The sequence below is a fragment of the Enterobacter sp. JS8-1 genome (genome assembly GCF_049187015.1).
Lineage (GTDB): Bacteria > Pseudomonadota > Gammaproteobacteria > Enterobacterales > Enterobacteriaceae > Enterobacter > Enterobacter mori.
Map to the genome: position 1 here is coordinate 4,097,393 of NZ_CP185805.1, position 16,567 is coordinate 4,113,959.

The window sequence follows — 16,567 nt, forward strand, 5'->3', positions numbered from 1 at the left end:
ATGAAAAAAATATATCTCGCCATGCTCGTTCTTTGCTGTCTGTTTTCATCCTCTGCATGGGCATTAAATTGCTATAAAGATAGTTCTGGCGGCGCAAGCCTGGTCACAACAACACTTCCGACGTTCACCGTACCGGCCAATGCGCCGCCTGGGCAGAAAATCTGGGAAAGCGGCGATTTGCTGGTGACGGTGTATTGCGATAATGCTACCCGCGATCACACTAAACCGGTCGACCAGGATCCCTGGAGTGAGAATATTCATGCCTATATTCTGGACAGCTTTCATAACACCGATAGCCTGATGACCAATAATCCCTATCTGGCATTTGGTGTAACCTATAACGGTGTTGACTATGACATGCCTGATATCAAAATTGATACGGGTGCCTGCCTGGATAAAAAAGAAGATTTTTATGGTGAATATAAGGTCGCAGCGTGTAACGGCACGACTGTTCAAAAAAGCGTGACCTTTACAGTACGTTTTCGTCTCTACGTTAAGCTAAAAGCCGTACCGAAGGAGCAGTTTGACTATACCTTTGCACAAGTCACCGTGCTGACGTTTGACGGTTCTGGTGGGATTAACGTCATGCCTGGCGCAAAAAATCTCCATTACGATATTACCGGTCTGTCTAATATCCATTTTCTTGATTGCGGTGTGGATATCCGAATCTATCCTGAAAATCAGATTGTGAACTTTGGTCAGTTCACGGAGAGCGCAGTCAACGCGAAAGCACTCACTTCGCCATTTAGCATTTCGACGATAAGGGATGCCACGGCTGGATGTTCAGAACAATTTGACGTCACGACAAGTTTTTATACGACAGATACGCTCTACGATAATACCCATCTTGACATGGGAAATGGTTTACTTATGCGGCTCATTGATAAAACCAACGGCGACGTGGCGTACAACCAGTATCTTCCTTTTGCAACCTATCACCCAGATGATACGGTGACGACGCTGACTCACGATTATACGGCTGAGCTCACCCGCAAACCCGGGGAAGCCGTTACTGTCGGCCCATTCAGTAAAGACATTATTATCAAAATTAACTATCAGTAGGCATAACCACTAGACACAAAAAAGCCGGGTTTCCCCGGCTTTTTCATATCAGCCATTTCAGCTGGCTTTGCGCTCGTGCGCCTGGCGATACTCCACCAGATCTTCAATCGTCACCACCGGCATGTTGTGCAGGCGCGCAAAGGTGATGCACTCCGGCGCGCGCGCCATGGTGCCATCATCGTTGGTCAGTTCACACAGCACACCCGCAGGTTTGAAGCCTGCCAGGGTCACCAGGTCGATAGTCGCTTCGGTGTGACCGCCGCGGGTCAAAACGCCGCCCGCCTGCGCACGCAGTGGGAAGACGTGGCCTGGACGATGCAGATCGGATGGCTTCGCACCGTCTGCAATCGCTGCACGTACGGTGGTCAGACGGTCAGCCGCAGACACACCGGTGGTCACGCCATGCGCCGCTTCAATGGTCACGGTAAAACCGGTACCAAAGGCGCTGGTGTTGTTTTCGACCATCATCGGCAGCTCGAGCTGCTTACGACGATCTTCGGTAATACACAGGCATACGATGCCGCTGCCATGACGGATGGTCAGCGCCATCTGTTCAACGGTCATGTTTTCGGCGGCGAAAATCATGTCGCCTTCGTTTTCACGGTTTTCATCGTCAAGCACCATCACACCGCGGCCTTCGCGCAGTGCATCCAGTGCATGTTCAACACGTTGAGTTGAAGTGCCAAAAGAGGAAAGTAGCGTCTGATTCATGGTAAAAAAACCTCATTAACATTATGGTTACCAGAATCAGGGCAGTCTTAGGAGCGCCGTATAAGCGGCAAAAAGATAACGTGAGCGGGCCCATGCCCGACTGGATCGTTACTCTCTCCCATCCGGACTCTAACCGTCGGCCCCGGAATTACACCGGATCTGCTGACCTTTGAGTATTCACCCAAAGCGCTCGCGGGCTTTCAGCGTTAAGCTGATTTACCGCCGGTGGGGAATTTCGCCCCGCCCTGAGAATAAGCGAGATAACTATAACGCTATTGATTAACCTGGGCAATGCATAAGCTTCAAACAAATCTGCTTTATCCTGGAGCATGACGCGCTACAATGTTCATCAACACCGTTTTATCAAGGGAAGCCACTATGATTGACCCGAAGAAAATTGAGCAAATTGCGCGTCAGGTTCACGAGTCCATGCCAAAAGGCATTCGTGAATTTGGTGATGACGTTGAGAAGAAAATCCGCCAGACGCTGCAGGCGCAGTTAGTTCGCCTTGATTTAGTGAGCCGCGAAGAATTCGACGTGCAGACGCAGGTTCTGCTGCGCACCCGCGAAAAGCTGGCGCTGCTGGAACAGCGTTTGACCGAGCTGGAAAACCGCAATACCCCGGAAGAAGTGAAGCCGGCACCGGCGATTCCACCGGTGGATGACCAGGAGTAAGTGCGGCCTCTTGTGCCCGGTGGCGGCTACGCCTTACCGGGCCTACATGAACGCGTAGGTCGGGTAAGGCGCAGCCGCCACCCGACATAAAAAAACGGGCCAAATGGCCCGTTTTTTACTGACTGTCTTTCTGGATCTTCTTAATGATGTTGGTGGTTGAACACCCGTCCTCAAAGTTGAGCACCATCACCTCACCGCCGTTGGCCCAGACCTCTTCGCTCCCCGCGATTTGCTCCGGTTTGTAATCCCCGCCTTTCACCAGCAGGTCTGGCAGAATTCCGGCAATCAGGCGCTGCGGCGTGTCTTCTTCAAACGCCACCACCCAGTCCACGGCTTCCAGCGCGCCAAGCACGATCATACGCTGCTCCAGCGGGTTCACCGGACGCGTTTCACCCTTCAGGCGTTTCGTCGACGCATCGCTGTTAACCGCCACAATCAGGCGATCGCCCAGCTTGCGCGCATTCGCCAGATAGGAAACATGGCCCGCATGCAGGATGTCGAACACGCCGTTGGTCATCACCACTTTCTCACCGCGCTTGCGCGCAGCGGCGACGGCCACTTTCAGCTCGTCTTCGCTCATGACGCCAAAACCGGTATCGGCACGACCGCGCACGGCGTTTTCCAGCTCGATAGGCGAAACGGTAGACGTCCCGAGCTTACCGACCACCACGCCCGCCGCCGCGTTCGCAAAGTAGCACGCTTCTTCGAGGGAATTACCCGCCGCCAGCGTCGCCGCCAGGACACCAATCACCGTATCACCGGCACCGGTTACGTCGTACACTTCTTGCGCCTGGGTTGGCATATGCAGCGGCGCTTTGCCCGGCTGCAGCAGCGTCATTCCCTGCTCTGAGCGGGTCACCAGCAGCGCGGACAGCTCGAAATCTGCAATGATCTTCATGCCGCGCTCAACCAGCTCTTCCTCGGTTTTGCACTTGCCCGCCACCGCTTCAAACTCGGAGAGGTTTGGCGTCAGCAGCGTCGCGCCGCGATAACGCTCAAAATCGGTTCCTTTCGGGTCGATCAGCACCGGCACGTTGGCTTTACGCGCCAGCTTAATCATCGTCTGTACGCTTGCCAGGGCACCTTTCGCATAGTCGGACAGCACCAGCGCGCCAATATTGTCCAGCGCCTGGTTGATACGCTCGTGCAGCGGCTCAGGATCGACGCCCTCAAAACCTTCTTCAAAGTCGAGGCGGATCAGCTGCTGGTTGCGCGACAGCACGCGCAGCTTGGTGATGGTCGGGTGGGTCGGAACAGAAACGAAATCGCACTTCACGTTCACGTCCGCCAGCGACTTGCTCAGCGCGCGCGCCGCATCGTCGATGCCGGTCAGGCCCACCAGACGCGAATGCGCGCCCAAAGAGGCAATATTCATCGCCACGTTTGCCGCGCCGCCGGGACGCTCTTCAATGGTGTCGACCTTAACCACCGGTACCGGTGCTTCCGGAGAGATGCGGCTGGTCGGGCCGTACCAGTAGCGATCCAGCATCACATCCCCAACAACCATTACCCCAGCACGTTCAAACTCTGGCAGTGTTACTTTCATTCCTGACTCCAGAAAGATTCACAATTTGCGCGCGATAATATCACACTTGATTTGTTACGCACGGTTCCACCAGCCACTTCTGCCAGCTGGCCGTTACCTGAGCGCGTTCAGCGATGAAACAGTCCAGCGCCACGTGCCCCGGCTGCTCCTGCAAGGCCAGGTGATGCAGCTCGTCGCGCAGCGTGGTGTAGGCGCGGGTTAAGGCCTGCGCTTCCTGCTCGTCCATAATGTCGTTTTGCGCCAATAGTTCCAGAATGCGCACGTTATCCGACCAGCGCGTCAGCTTCGGCTTGTCGTGCGCGTGCAGCAGCACCAGATACTGGGTAATAAATTCAATATCGGTAATCCCGCCCTCATCGGCTTTAATATCAAAGCGATCGCGATGCTTATTGCCTAAGTGCGCACGCATTTTCTCGCGCATTTCGCGCACTTCGGTCTGCAACGTACTGCCGTCACGCGGGGTGGTCATGACCTCCTTGCGGATGACGTCAAACTGCGTTTTTAGCTGCGGATCGCCATACACCACGCGTGCGCGCACCAGCGCCTGATGCTCCCACGTCCAGGCTTCACTCTTCTGGTAATCGGCGAAGGACTCCGTCGAGGTGACCAGCATGCCCGCCGCGCCGGACGGGCGCAGACGGGCATCCACTTCATACAAAATGCCCGACGAGGTGCGGGTGCTGAACAGGTGCATGATGCGCTGCGCCAGACGCAGGTAGAACTGGCGCCCGTCAATTTCACGCTCGCCGTCGGTCATCACGTCAACCGGGCAATCGTGCAGGAAAATAAGATCGAGATCAGAACTGTATCCCAGCTCCCAGCCGCCAAGCTTGCCGTAGCCCACCACCGCGAAACCGCGACCCTCACGGTCGGCCAGGTGTTTCGGCTGGCCGTAGCGCGCCACCATCTGCACCCACGCCTGATGCACCACCGCGTCGATAATCGCTTCCGCAAGCCAGGTTAAGTGATCGCTCACTTTCATCACCGGCAGCGTTCCGGCGATATCCGCAGCCGCCACGCGCAGCATCTGCGCCTGCTTAAACTGGCGCAGCGCCTCAAGCTGTTGCTCTTCATCTTCTTCCGGCACGCGCAGCAGATACTGTCGCAGCTCGTCGCGGTAGGCATCCGTCGCCGTGGGCTGATACAGCGTGTTCGGGTCGAGCAGCTCATCCAGCAGCAGCGGGTAACGTGCCAGCTTGTTCGCCACCATCGGCGACGCGGCACAGAGGGAAATCAGATGCTTGAGCGCGCCCGGAAACTCGCTCAGGAGCTCCAGATAGGTGGTACGCGTGATAATCCCGCTCAGCAGCGGCATCATGCGCGACAGCGGCACCGGCGCGTCCGCTCGCGAGCAGACCTCGCTCAGCAGGTGCGGCATCAGGTGATCCAGCACCTGACGACCACGCGGGCCAATGGCGCGTTTGTTCAGTTCAAGACGGAAATCCGCGATTAGCGCCACCACGCGATGACGGGCATCGTCACTCAGGTGTGCCAGCACGGGGGTCGTGTCATCTTCCTGAAGCGCGTCCTGCCACAGCTCGCGCCAGTGCTCGGAAAGCGCATCGTCCTGCGACTCACTTTCGTCATCACCAATCAGGTCGTTAAAGATGCGGCGCACGCCTGCCATATGGGCATCCAGCCGTTCGGTCAGCGTTGACCAGTCTTCCGCGCGCATGCCCCAGGCCAGACGCGCCCGGTTCAGGTCGTCGCCCGGCAGAGTCTGGGTCTGTTCGTCGTTGATGCTTTGCAGCAGATTTTCAAGACGGCGCAGGAACAGATAGGCCTCGCGCAGGGTTTGCGCGTCGCCTTCTGGCAGCAGGTGCAGCTGCTCGATGGCGCTCAGCGTCGGCAACAGCGAGCGGGACTGCAGCGATGGCTCACGCCCGCCGCGAATAAGCTGGAAGACCTGCACGATAAATTCAATTTCGCGAATGCCGCCCGCGCCGAGCTTTATGTTGTCCTTCAGACCGCGACGGCGCACCTCACGGGCGATCATCCCTTTCATATTACGCAGGGACTGGATCACGCTGAAGTCGATATAGCGACGGAACACGAACGGGCGCAGCATGGCGCGCAGCTCGTTGGCGTAAGCGTCGTCGCTGTCACCCATGATCCGCGCTTTGACCATCGCGTAGCGCTCCCAGTCGCGCCCCTGCTCCTGGTAGTAATCTTCCAGCGCGGCAAAGCTCAGCACCAGCGGGCCGCTGTCGCCAAACGGACGCAAACGCATGTCCACGCGGTAGACAAAACCGTCCTGCGTGGGCTGATCCAGCGCCTTAATCAGACGCTGGCCGAGGCGGGTAAAGAACTGGGCATTGTCCAGCTCGCGTCGGCCGCCGCGCGTGGAGCCGTTCTCTGGCCAGGCAAAAATCAGGTCGATGTCGGAGGAGAAGTTCAGCTCGCAGCCGCCGAGCTTGCCCATTCCCAGAATCAACAGCGGCTGAGGAACCCCTTCCTCGCTGCACGGCGTACCCCACTCTTTACAGCAGGCGGCGTAGAGCCAGTCGCGCGCGGCGACAATCAGCGTTTGCGCCAGCTCGCTTAGCTGCTGCAAGGTGCTCTCTTCGCTTACCCGCTCCAGGGACTGCGCCCAGGCGATACGCACCATGACCCGACGGCGGAACTGGCGCAGCACGCGCATCAGCGTCGCTTCATCCGCTACGTCTTCGAGTGCGGTTTGCAGCCAGCCAGCATAATGCCGCCACTCATCCGCCTGTGGCGGTGCGTTCTCAAGCTCTGCCAGCCAGCCCGGGTTGGCGGCGATACTTTCCTGCACAAAATCACTGAAGGCGAGCACGCTCTTTGCCTGCTCGCTTAACGATGAGGCCGGTAATGACTCGGGCAGACGTTCGCAAACGGTCTGCCACTGCTGCTGTAATTGCGAAGAAAGCGGCATTATTGGGGTTCCTTGCCAGAGTTAACGTTTTCCGCTGTGCAGCCAGAACGGCTCCTGCGAAATGGCCTCGTTACGGAAATGCTCAATCTCAATATGCTGGCGGGTTTCAATGGCGTGTTTCAGCCCCTGCCAGTTCTCCAGCCAGGCCTGCGCCTTCACGCCGTCATAGGCACCGGACAGCAGCACCATGCTGTCGATATTACGCGAAAGACGGGGAAGCTGATCGCCATACTGATCGCCCAGCGGGTAGGCAAACGTGGTCTTCAGTTCAGCGGCATGGCGGGAAAGATGAATATCCGCGAAACGTTTGAAGTTTTCCGCGATTTTGGTTTGCGCTTTTGCATCCAGGAAAGTACGCCAGCCTCGCGTCACCAGAAACTCGGTCAGCGCCAGTTTTGCCGTGGCGGTTTGCGGGCTGTAGATCGCCGTTTGCGCGGATACGTCCGAGAGCATCAGCGCTTCGGTTTGCGTCAGCAGATCGCGTAAGTGAGCACTTGCTTTGCGAGGAACGATACCGCCGAACAACGCAAGGGTATGACGCACCAGGGCAATAGCCGCCAGCACGTGGGATTTCGCGTTTTTCACATTACGCACCCACAGCTCTTCGTGGTACTGCCACTGGGAAAGCGCCAGCTCCAGCGCGGCTTCCAGACCCTGTTCAACGCTGGCTTTCGGCGCAACGTGCAAAATGGTCGTCTCTTTCAGCACGCGCGGCGCATTCCCCGCCGCCAGGTGGTAGCCGCGCGCGGCTTTGCTCAGGCTTCCCTGACGCAGTCCAGACTGGTTCACCAGCTTGCGCGCCAGCTTCAGCACGTCGTTGGCGTCACCTTCCAGCAGTTCAAGCTCCAGTTCGCAAATCGGTTCCTGGGACTCCCCCGCCTTCACCTCGCCCAGATCGAGGGCGATTTCAATGCGGCTTTTGCCTTCCGTCACCAGCCATTTCTCGCGCCAGAAATCGGTGCTGAACAGCGGCTGTACTTCTGCGGATAAGGTTGCCGGGAGTTTGCCTTCCGGCCAGACCTCAGCCGGAAAACGTTCAAGCTCAAGTTCTGGCTTACTGATGTCGATATTGTATTCCGGGCGCTGGTGCAAACCGCCCACCACGCGACCGGCAATTTTCATCGTCATCTCGTAGCGCCCGCTCGCGCCACGGATGCGCAGGCCCATATCGTGACGACGCAGCCAGTTATCCGGCGTTTCGTAATAGATATTAAGCAGTTGTACCGGTTCATGGTGTTCGCCTGAAAGCGTGTGCAGATGCTGACGGAGTGCGTCAACGCTGTCTTTTTCGACGATAAACTTTAATTCGATTTCTTGTGCCATAGCCTTGTACTTTTGCCTGCGTCACAGACGCGTCGATGAAGGCGAACTTCCTCGCCATTTGTTTGTCAGTACATAGTATTTTGCGCCAAATTACCACGCAATGAGCAATTTGACGGGCGTAAAAGTTTGAAGAGGTGGAAATCACGACACAGATGATTCCGATTGATGACGAATCCTTTGCGTAGAGACACTGATACCACTACTATCGTTCCACTATTTATGAAAATAACGACTGATATGCTTAAATTACGCCTGATTGGACTTACTTTACTCGCTTTTAGCGCCGCAACCGCGGTCCACGCTGAAGAGAAGCGTTACGTTTCTGATGAACTGAACACCTGGGTACGCAGTGGCCCTGGGGACAATTATCGCCTCGTGGGCACGGTAAATGCCGGCGAGGAAGTGGTTCTGTTACAAACCAATGCAGACACCAACTACGGTCAGGTACGCGACAGCTCCGGTCGCACCTCGTGGATCCCGCTGAAAGAGCTGAGCAACGTGCCAAGCCTGCGCACCCGCGTGCCGGACCTGGAAAACCAGGTGAAAACCCTGACCGATAAGCTGACCAACATCGATAACACCTGGAACCAGCGCACGGCAGAAATGCAGCAGAAAGTGGCCCAGAGCGATGGTGTGATAAACGGTTTGAAGGAAGAGAACCAGAAGCTGAAAAACGAGCTGATTGTCGCGCAGAAGAAAGTGAATGCCGCCAACCTGCAGCTTGATGATAAACAGCGCACCATCATCATGCAGTGGTTCATGTATGGCGGCGGCGTGCTGGGCGTCGGTCTGGTGCTGGGTCTGGTGCTGCCAATGCTGATCCCAAGCCGTAAGCGCAAAGACCGCTGGATGAACTAACTCGTCTTCTCTGCCACACTTACGTATTATCTTGCGAAAAGAGAAAACGGGAGCGTTGGTGTGAAGAGTTATCTGGTCGGTGGTGCGGTACGTGATGCGTTGTTAGGTCTGCCGGTCAAAGATAAAGACTGGGTGGTGGTGGGTGCCACCCCCGAAGAGATGCTCGACGCGGGCTACCAGCAGGTAGGCCGCGACTTTCCCGTTTTTCTTCATCCTAAAAGCCGTGAAGAGTACGCCCTGGCGCGTACCGAACGAAAATCCGGCTCTGGCTATACCGGCTTTACCTGCTACGCCGCCCCGGATGTGACGCTGGAGCAGGATCTGCTGCGCCGCGATCTCACCATCAACGCCCTTGCGCAGGACGAGCACGGCCAGATCATTGATGCCTACGGCGGTCAGGACGATCTGCGCGACCGTCTTTTACGTCACGTTTCCCCGGCTTTTTCTGAAGATCCGCTCCGCGTGCTGCGCGTGGCACGTTTCGCCGCGCGTTATGCGCATCTCAGTTTCCGTATCGCTGATGAAACCATGGCGCTGATGACCGCGATGACCGAAGCGGGCGAACTGGAACACCTGACGCCAGAACGCGTCTGGAAAGAGACGGAAAACGCCCTCACGACCCGCAACCCGCAGGTCTTTTTCCAGGTGCTGCGCGACTGTGGCGCGCTGAAAGTGCTGTTCCCGGAAATCGACGTGCTGTTTGGCGTCCCCGCCCCGGAGAAATGGCACCCGGAAATTGATACCGGTATTCATACCCTGATGACGCTCAGCATGGCCGCCATGCTCAGCCCGGACGTGGACGTGCGTTTTTCCACTCTGTGCCACGATCTCGGCAAAGGGTTAACGCCGAAGGAGTTCTGGCCGCGCCATCACGGACACGGTCCGGCAGGCGTGAAGCTGGTCGACGGCATTTGCCAGCGGCTGCGCGTGCCAAATGAGATCCGCGACCTGGCAAAACTGGTGGCAGAGTTCCACGATCTCATCCATACCTTCCCGATCCTGAAACCGGCCACCATCGTTAAGCTGTTCGATAATATCGACGCCTGGCGTAAACCCCAGCGCGTGGAGCAGATCGCCCTGACCAGCGAAGCCGACGTGCGCGGTCGCACCGGGTTTGAGGCATGCGATTACCCACAGGGCCGTTTGCTGCGTGAAGCCTGGGACGTGGCGAAAGCCGTACCCACGAAAGATGTTGTTGAAGCAGGATTCAAAGGACCGGAAATTCGGGAGGAGTTGACGAAACGCAGGACAGAAGCCGTTGCGGCATGGAAGGAAAAGCGTTGCCCTCAGCCAAAAGACTGAGGGCCGTTGGTCATCAGAAGAAGACCACGTACACCGCAGCCGCGACGATAAAGCGGTAGATCGCGAACGGAATGAACGAGATACGCTTGATCAGCTGCAGGAAGGTTTTGATGGCGATCAGCGCCACGATGAAGGCGGTGATGAAGCCCACGGCGAACATCGGAATGTCGCCAGCCGTCAGGAAGTGATAGCTCTTATAGACGTCGAGTACGGTGGCGCCCATCATCATCGGCACCGCCAGCAGGAATGAAAATTCCGACGCGGCATAACGGCTCACACCCATCAGCATGCCACCAGAAATGGTCGCCCCTGAGCGCGAGAAGCCCGGCCACAGCGCCAGACACTGGAAGCAACCAATGATAAACGCCTGACGGTAGGTCATATCATCCAGACCTTCCGCACGTGGGGTTTTAGGTTTCAGCACTTCTGCTGCAATCAGCAGGAAACCGCCAACCACCAGCGCATACATCACGTTAATCGGGTTAAACAGCGATTTGATGGTGTCGTGGAATACCAGCCCCAGCACGACCGCAGGGACCATGCCGAGCAGAATGTGAATCAGCGTCAGACGGCCCTTGCCTTCCCCTTCACGCTGCGGCAAACGTCCAAAGTGAATGCCGATCAGGCCAAACAGACGACGCCAGAACATCACCACAACCGCCAGAATAGAACCCAACTGAATCACCACTTCGAACGTCTTTGCGGTATCGCCCTCAAAGCCCAGCAGGTGGCCGACGATAATCATATGGCCCGTACTGGAAACCGGCAAAAACTCCGTCAATCCTTCGACCACACCCAGTATTGCCGCCACCAGCAGCGAGTGCATATCGCTCATCTATAAACCCCTAAAAAGATATAAAAAAACGGTGTCCCACGTGGACAACCGTGAAAGATACAGCTTTATGACCGGTATAACCTAAAATGGTTTAGCGATTATGACGTTAAATCTTTGCTTTCAGATTATTGCCACGCTCGATAATCACGCCCACGTTGGCAGCGCGCGCTACCGCCCCCGGTTTGCTTAACTTGATGCGTACCCATGGCGAGTTAAATTTGGTCAGCAGTAGCTCCGCCACCTCTTCCGCCACGCGTTCCACCAGCGCAAAACGCTGCCCTTCCACATGGTTGATGACCGTTTCACTGATGTCGGCATAGCTCAGACAGTCATTCACATCGTCACTTTTTGCCGACGCGCGGTTATCCCAGCCCATTTCGATATCGAACACCAGCTTCTGCTCGATGGTCTGTTCCCAGTCGTAAACACCAATAGTGGTGATTACCGAAAGTTGCTCTATAAATACAATATCCATCACGACCTGCCTGCTTTTTGGCTAAACCGGATACCACTTCCGGCGAATTATGCGTATTATCCACAGATGCTGAGAATACAGATACATTTTCAAAACGGAACAGCGTTATGAGTGCAATCGCGCCTGGAATGATTATCCTCGCCTACCTTTGCGGCTCAATCTCCAGCGCCATTCTGGTCTGCCGCATCGCCGGGTTGCCTGACCCACGCGAAAGTGGTTCCGGGAATCCGGGGGCGACCAATGTACTACGAATTGGCGGCAAGGGAGCAGCCGTAGCGGTTTTGATTTTTGATGTTCTGAAAGGGATGCTACCCGTCTGGGGCGCGTATGCGCTGGGCGTCACGCCGTTCTGGCTCGGTCTTATCGCCATCGCCGCCTGCGTCGGCCATATCTGGCCCGTTTTCTTTGGTTTTAAAGGCGGAAAAGGCGTTGCGACGGCCTTCGGTGCGATTGCACCTATCGGCTGGGATCTCACCGGCGTGATGGCCGGGACCTGGCTGCTCACCATTCTTCTGAGCGGCTACTCGTCGCTGGGTGCGATCGTCAGCGCGCTAATTGCCCCGTTCTACGTCTGGTGGTTTAAACCCCAGTTCACCTTCCCGGTGTCGATGCTCTCCTGCCTGATCCTGCTGCGCCATCACGACAACATTCAGCGCCTGTGGCGTCGTCAGGAAACCAAGATCTGGACGAAGCTCAAGCGTAAGAAGAAAGACGCTAAATAAAGCGTTCGTTATGCCTTATAACCAAATGTGATTTTGGTCACCTTCTGCCTGTGGTAACTGTTAGAGACACAACACAACCACACAAAAAGAAAAATGGCAGAAATCACAGATACAACTCCCCTTTCAACGGCAGGAAGCACCCCGGATGGCGACATCAAGTGGGTGCGCAGCGCATCGGACGTTTCACGTCTGGTTAACGACGGCTCTCAGGGCCGGGCCAACGCCCGTATCGTGGTCGGTATCGCGCTGGGCGGTATTTTCCTCGACGCGTACGATCTCGGCGCACTGGCGTTTGGCATCAAGGACATTACCCGCGAATTCAATTTAACCCCTGCGGGCACAGGGATGGTGGCGTCGGCCATTACCTTTGGTGCCATCGTCGGGGCGCTGCTCGGCGGCTATCTCACGGATAAAATCGGGCGCTACCGCGTGTTTATGGCCGATATGGTCTTCTTTGTCGTCGCCGCTATCGCCTGTGCGCTGGCTCCGAACGAATATGTGCTGGCGGGCGCGCGCTTTGTGATGGGGCTCGGCGTAGGGATCGACCTTCCCGTGGCGATGGCGTTTCTCAGCGAGTTCGCCAGACTGAAAGGTCCGGGAAACAAAGCTTCCAGCGTCGCGATGTGGTGCCCTACCTGGTATGCGGCCATCAGCGTCTCCTACCTGTTGGTGCTCTTCTTCTACGCCGTGCTACCGGAAAGCCACAGCGACTGGCTCTGGCGCCTGATCCTTGGCTTTGGCGCGGTGCCCGCGCTGGTGATTATCGCCATTCGCAGCCGCTACATGAGCGAGTCTCCGGTCTGGGCGGCGAATCAGGGCAACCTGAAAGAGGCGGCATCCATTTTGCGGCAGTCGTACAACATCAACGCCCACGTGCCGCAGGATGCCCTTGACCAGCCCGCGCCGGTGGTTAACAAGGCGAAATGGTCGAACTACCTCAACCTGTTCCGGGGCATTTATCTGCGGCGTACCATCCTCGCCACGCTGCTGTCGGTGGTCTCCTCGTTTGCCTATAACGCCGTGGCCTTTGGCCTGCCGGTGATTATTTCAAGCTTCTTCGTGCAGTCGATGCTCACCACCATTTTGATCTCGCTGGTGCTTAACCTGCTGTTTGCGTTTGTTGGCGGATTACTGGCGGTGCGCTATGTTCCACGCTTCGGCGCGTGGCGGATGTCGCTCGCGGGCTATGCCTGCCAACTTGTGGCGCTGCTCGGGCTGGCGCTGACAGGCCGACCGGAAGGTGCCTCTGAAGGGGTGCTTGCTGTTTCGATGCTGGCACTATTCCTGTTCGGTCAGGGCTTTGGCCCGGGTGCGCATACCATGACGTTTGCGTCATTGAGCTACCCGACCTCGCTGCGCGGCGTGGGCGTGGGTCTCAACCAGACGCTGATGCGCAGCAGCTCGACGCTGTCGCTATTCTTGTTCCCGCTGCTGGTTGCTTCGCTGGATACCGCCGTGTTCTGGGTGATAGCGCTGGCACCGTTTATCGGCCTGGCGTCTCTGCTGGCGATCCGCTGGGAGCCGTCCGGGTATAATGTGGATGCGGAGGATTATCGGTAACGACAGGTCACTTCGGTGGGTTCCTCCCACCGAAGGGCGCTTATAAATCGTCCAGCAGAGTTCGGGAGAGTTTTTTTAGCATCTCAAGCTCATCATCATTCATCCGCATGCTGCAACGAATCTGGTCCGGCAGCGCCATCACCTGTTTTTTCAGTGCGTTAGCTTTTTCTGTCAGAACGACATTTTTCATCCTTTCATCCCCCACAACCGCGATACGGTTGAGAAATCCTTTTGCCTCAAGCTTTTGTACAAGCGGGGTCAATGTGCCCGAATCAAAAAACGTCTTATCGCTGAGATCGCGAAGTGGGATGTTGTCTTTCTCATAAAGCGCCATCAACACAACGAATTGCGGATAGGTCAGATCCATCTCCTGCAGTAAGGGGCGATACTGGCGAACGAACGCATTGGTAACCGAGTAGAGCGAGAAGCAAAGTAAATCATCTAGCGTTTTGTTTTCTTTCATTTTTCTATCAACCCCGAATCTGTTGTCTAAAAAAATTATAAATAACGTTTGACTAAAAGTATCTTGCGCGCAAGTATTATACCAACAATTAAGTAGCGCACTACTTAGTTATCTTATCCCATCAAACACGTTTAAAGAGGTATCGTCATGAAAACATTAACCGCCATCCTGGTTTCTTCCGTCTTCGCGTCAGCCGCGGCATCCGCTCAAACCACCAATACCCCTACCCCGACCGCAGGCGTACAGGCATTTCTCAATGTTTTGAATTCTGGCAAGGGTAAACCAATGGAACAGATGACCCCTCAGGAAGCCCGCCAGGTACTGATCGGCGCGCAGCAAGGCGCAAAACTGCCGCCCGCTCAGGTTTCTGAAAAAACGATCCAGGTTAATGGCCAGGCGATCAAACTGAAAATAGTGAAACCTGAAAACGCCAGCGGCACGCTCCCGGCATTTATGTTCTTCCACGGCGGCGGCTGGGTGCTGGGTGATTTCCCAACCCATGAGCGTTTAATCCGCGACCTCGTTCGTGCGTCGGGTGCCGCAGCGGTTTACGTTGATTACACGCCATCACCTGAGGCCCATTTCCCGGTGGCCATTCATCAGGCCTATGAAGCGACAAAATGGGTAGCCGAGCACGGTCAGGAAATTGGCGTGGACGGTAGCCGTCTGGGTCTGGTCGGTAACAGCGTGGGCGGCAATATGGTGGCTTCCGTGGCGCTGCAGGCAAAACAATTTAATGGGCCAAAAATTCGCTACAACGTCATGCTCTGGCCTGTGACCGATGCGAATTTTGATACTGCCTCGTATAACCAGTTCGAGAACGGCTATTTCCTGTCGAAAAACATGATGAAATGGTTCTGGGACAACTACACCACCAACGCAGCCGATCGCAACAATATCCTTGCCTCTCCGCTTCGCGCCAGCGCCGCGCAGCTGAAAGGCTTCCCGGAGACGCTGATTCAGACAGCAGAGTTGGACGTTCTGCGGGATGAAGGTGAGGCATTCGGGCGTAAACTGGATGCGGCTGGCGTCCCGGTGACCGTCACGCGCTATAACGGCATGATCCACGATTACGGCCTGCTCAATCCACTGAGCGAAGAGCCTACGGTCAAGGTTGCCCTGGAGCAGGCTGGCGCAGCGCTGCATGAGCACCTGAAATAACGGCATCGCGATGTTTGTCAGACAGCACGCCTCCCGGGCGTGCTTTTTTGTTTCGTCTTAACCGCCATCCATAAGCGACTCATATGACAGCCTTCATTTCCGCCAGGGCATACTGAAACGACCCCGATGATGAGCAGATGGATACAGCATGTTAGCAGCTCAGGTCACTGATAATTCATACAAAGGCTGGCAGGCATCGCTTGCCCTGCAGTTTTGTCACACCCCTGAGAAAACCCTCCTGTACTCCGCTCATCACGTCGGGCCGCTTACCGTCCAGCGTCCGTTTTACCCCGAAGGGGAAACCTGCCACCTTTATCTGCTTCACCCGCCCGGCGGGATTGTGGGCGGCGATACGCTGGACATTTCCGTTCGACTGAACGCCAAAAGCCATGCGCTTATCACCATGCCCGGCGCCAGCAAGTTCTATCGCAGCAGCGGCCCGCAGGCCCGTCTGAGCCAGCACTTTTATCTCGATGAAGACGCCACCCTGGAATGGCTGCCGCAGGACACCATTATTTTTCCCGGTGCGAATGCCGCACTGCGCTCCGTCTTCCACCTGAAGGCCTCCAGCACGCTGCTGACGTGGGAGCTGTACTGCCTGGGCCGCCCGGTGATAAACGAAACCTTCAGCCACGGCACGCTGGAGAGCCGTCTTGAGGTGTGGGTAGATGACGAGCCCCGCCTGATTGAGCGCCAGCATCTTAGCGACGGCGATCTCACGCCCGTCGCCGGACATCCGTGGCTCGGTACGCTGCTGTTCTATCCGGCTGTCGATGATCACCTCGACGCGGTGCGCGAACGGCTCGCGCCACTGGGAAATTATGCCGGGGCAACGCTCACTGATGGCCTGCTGTCGGTGCGTTTTCTCTCCCACGACAACCTGATTTGCCAGCGGGTGATGCGCGATATCTGGCAGTCGCTTCGCCCGCTCCTCACCACCAAACCCGCCTGTTCGCCGCGTATCTGGCAGACATAAGA

At 56.4% G+C, this 16,567-nt stretch carries 15 protein-coding genes and 1 riboswitch; of the genes, 8 read left to right on the forward strand and 7 right to left on the reverse strand.

The genetic code is table 11. From position 1 onward, the window contains the following. Positions 1 to 1,062 carry a pilus assembly protein gene (locus tag ACOQH0_RS19490; RefSeq protein ID WP_421512376.1) on the forward strand — a complete coding sequence of 354 codons (1,062 nt, stop codon included), beginning with the start codon at positions 1 to 3 and terminating at the stop codon, positions 1,060 to 1,062. A gap of 57 nt (positions 1,063 to 1,119) precedes the next feature. On the opposite strand, the gene ribB is transcribed toward ACOQH0_RS19490, so the two are convergent. Then, a complete protein-coding gene (gene ribB, locus ACOQH0_RS19495; protein WP_010435670.1) occupies positions 1,120 to 1,773 on the reverse strand; it encodes a 3,4-dihydroxy-2-butanone-4-phosphate synthase in 654 nt (217 codons plus the stop codon). 106 nt (positions 1,774 to 1,879) lie between these two features. Then, positions 1,880 to 2,030: riboswitch (FMN riboswitch) on the reverse strand. A gap of 121 nt (positions 2,031 to 2,151) precedes the next feature. Here ribB and ubiK point away from each other — a divergent pair. Next, positions 2,152 to 2,448, forward strand: a complete 297-nt coding sequence (ubiK, locus tag ACOQH0_RS19500) for a ubiquinone biosynthesis accessory factor UbiK (protein WP_020689465.1) — start codon at positions 2,152 to 2,154, stop codon at positions 2,446 to 2,448. 115 nt (positions 2,449 to 2,563) lie between these two features. Here ubiK and hldE read toward each other — a convergent pair whose 3' ends face one another. The 3 genes from hldE to ACOQH0_RS19515 are packed head-to-tail and all read right to left on the reverse strand — an operon-like array spanning position 2,564 to position 8,213. Then, positions 2,564 to 3,994, reverse strand: a complete 1,431-nt coding sequence (gene hldE, locus ACOQH0_RS19505; RefSeq protein WP_421511037.1) for a bifunctional D-glycero-beta-D-manno-heptose-7-phosphate kinase/D-glycero-beta-D-manno-heptose 1-phosphate adenylyltransferase HldE — start codon at positions 3,992 to 3,994, stop codon at positions 2,564 to 2,566. A gap of 40 nt (positions 3,995 to 4,034) precedes the next feature. Then, positions 4,035 to 6,893, reverse strand: a complete 2,859-nt coding sequence (gene glnE, locus ACOQH0_RS19510) for a bifunctional [glutamate--ammonia ligase]-adenylyl-L-tyrosine phosphorylase/[glutamate--ammonia-ligase] adenylyltransferase (RefSeq protein ID WP_421512377.1) — start codon at positions 6,891 to 6,893, stop codon at positions 4,035 to 4,037. 18 nt (positions 6,894 to 6,911) lie between these two features. After that, a complete protein-coding gene (locus tag ACOQH0_RS19515) occupies positions 6,912 to 8,213 on the reverse strand; it encodes an inorganic triphosphatase (protein WP_421511038.1) in 1,302 nt (433 codons plus the stop codon). A gap of 237 nt (positions 8,214 to 8,450) precedes the next feature. On the opposite strand from ACOQH0_RS19515, the gene ACOQH0_RS19520 reads away from it, so the two are divergent. Beyond that, on the forward strand, positions 8,451 to 9,071 hold the full coding sequence (locus ACOQH0_RS19520; protein ID WP_010435686.1) for a TIGR04211 family SH3 domain-containing protein: 621 nt from the start codon (positions 8,451 to 8,453) through the stop codon (positions 9,069 to 9,071). A 60-nt stretch (positions 9,072 to 9,131) separates the two neighbouring features. Then, positions 9,132 to 10,373, forward strand: a complete 1,242-nt coding sequence (locus tag ACOQH0_RS19525) for a multifunctional CCA addition/repair protein (protein ID WP_421511039.1) — start codon at positions 9,132 to 9,134, stop codon at positions 10,371 to 10,373. Between the two features lie 13 nt (positions 10,374 to 10,386). On the opposite strand, the gene bacA is transcribed toward ACOQH0_RS19525, so the two are convergent. Together bacA and folB are read right to left on the reverse strand one after the other, a co-directional pair. Next, the gene (gene bacA, locus ACOQH0_RS19530) at positions 10,387 to 11,208 is read right to left on the reverse strand and encodes an undecaprenyl-diphosphate phosphatase (protein WP_010435693.1); all 822 of its coding nucleotides are present in this window, start codon (positions 11,206 to 11,208) and stop codon (positions 10,387 to 10,389) included. A 106-nt stretch (positions 11,209 to 11,314) separates the two neighbouring features. After that, complete coding sequence (folB, locus tag ACOQH0_RS19535) at positions 11,315 to 11,683, reverse strand: bifunctional dihydroneopterin aldolase/7,8-dihydroneopterin epimerase (protein WP_148400548.1); 369 nt, start codon at positions 11,681 to 11,683, stop codon at positions 11,315 to 11,317. A gap of 107 nt (positions 11,684 to 11,790) precedes the next feature. Between folB and plsY the strand changes: the two genes are divergently transcribed. Further along, positions 11,791 to 12,405 (forward strand): glycerol-3-phosphate 1-O-acyltransferase PlsY, encoded by a 615-nt coding sequence (plsY, locus tag ACOQH0_RS19540; protein WP_010435699.1) that lies wholly within the window; start codon positions 11,791 to 11,793, stop codon positions 12,403 to 12,405. Positions 12,406 to 12,498: 93 nt separating this feature from the next. Beyond that, a complete protein-coding gene (locus ACOQH0_RS19545) occupies positions 12,499 to 13,965 on the forward strand; it encodes an MFS transporter (RefSeq protein ID WP_421511040.1) in 1,467 nt (488 codons plus the stop codon). Positions 13,966 to 14,005: 40 nt separating this feature from the next. Here the strand turns inward: ACOQH0_RS19545 and ACOQH0_RS19550 are convergent, their stop codons facing one another. After that, a complete protein-coding gene (locus tag ACOQH0_RS19550) occupies positions 14,006 to 14,428 on the reverse strand; it encodes a MarR family winged helix-turn-helix transcriptional regulator (RefSeq protein ID WP_089599627.1) in 423 nt (140 codons plus the stop codon). A 147-nt stretch (positions 14,429 to 14,575) separates the two neighbouring features. On the opposite strand from ACOQH0_RS19550, the gene ACOQH0_RS19555 reads away from it, so the two are divergent. Together ACOQH0_RS19555 and ACOQH0_RS19560 are read left to right on the forward strand one after the other, a co-directional pair. Continuing rightward, entirely contained in the window at positions 14,576 to 15,589 is a 1,014-nt protein-coding gene (locus ACOQH0_RS19555) for an alpha/beta hydrolase (RefSeq protein WP_214598118.1), read from the forward strand. A 148-nt stretch (positions 15,590 to 15,737) separates the two neighbouring features. Further along, entirely contained in the window at positions 15,738 to 16,565 is an 828-nt protein-coding gene (locus ACOQH0_RS19560) for an urease accessory protein UreD (RefSeq protein ID WP_421511041.1), read from the forward strand. Positions 16,566 to 16,567: the final 2 nt, after the last annotated feature.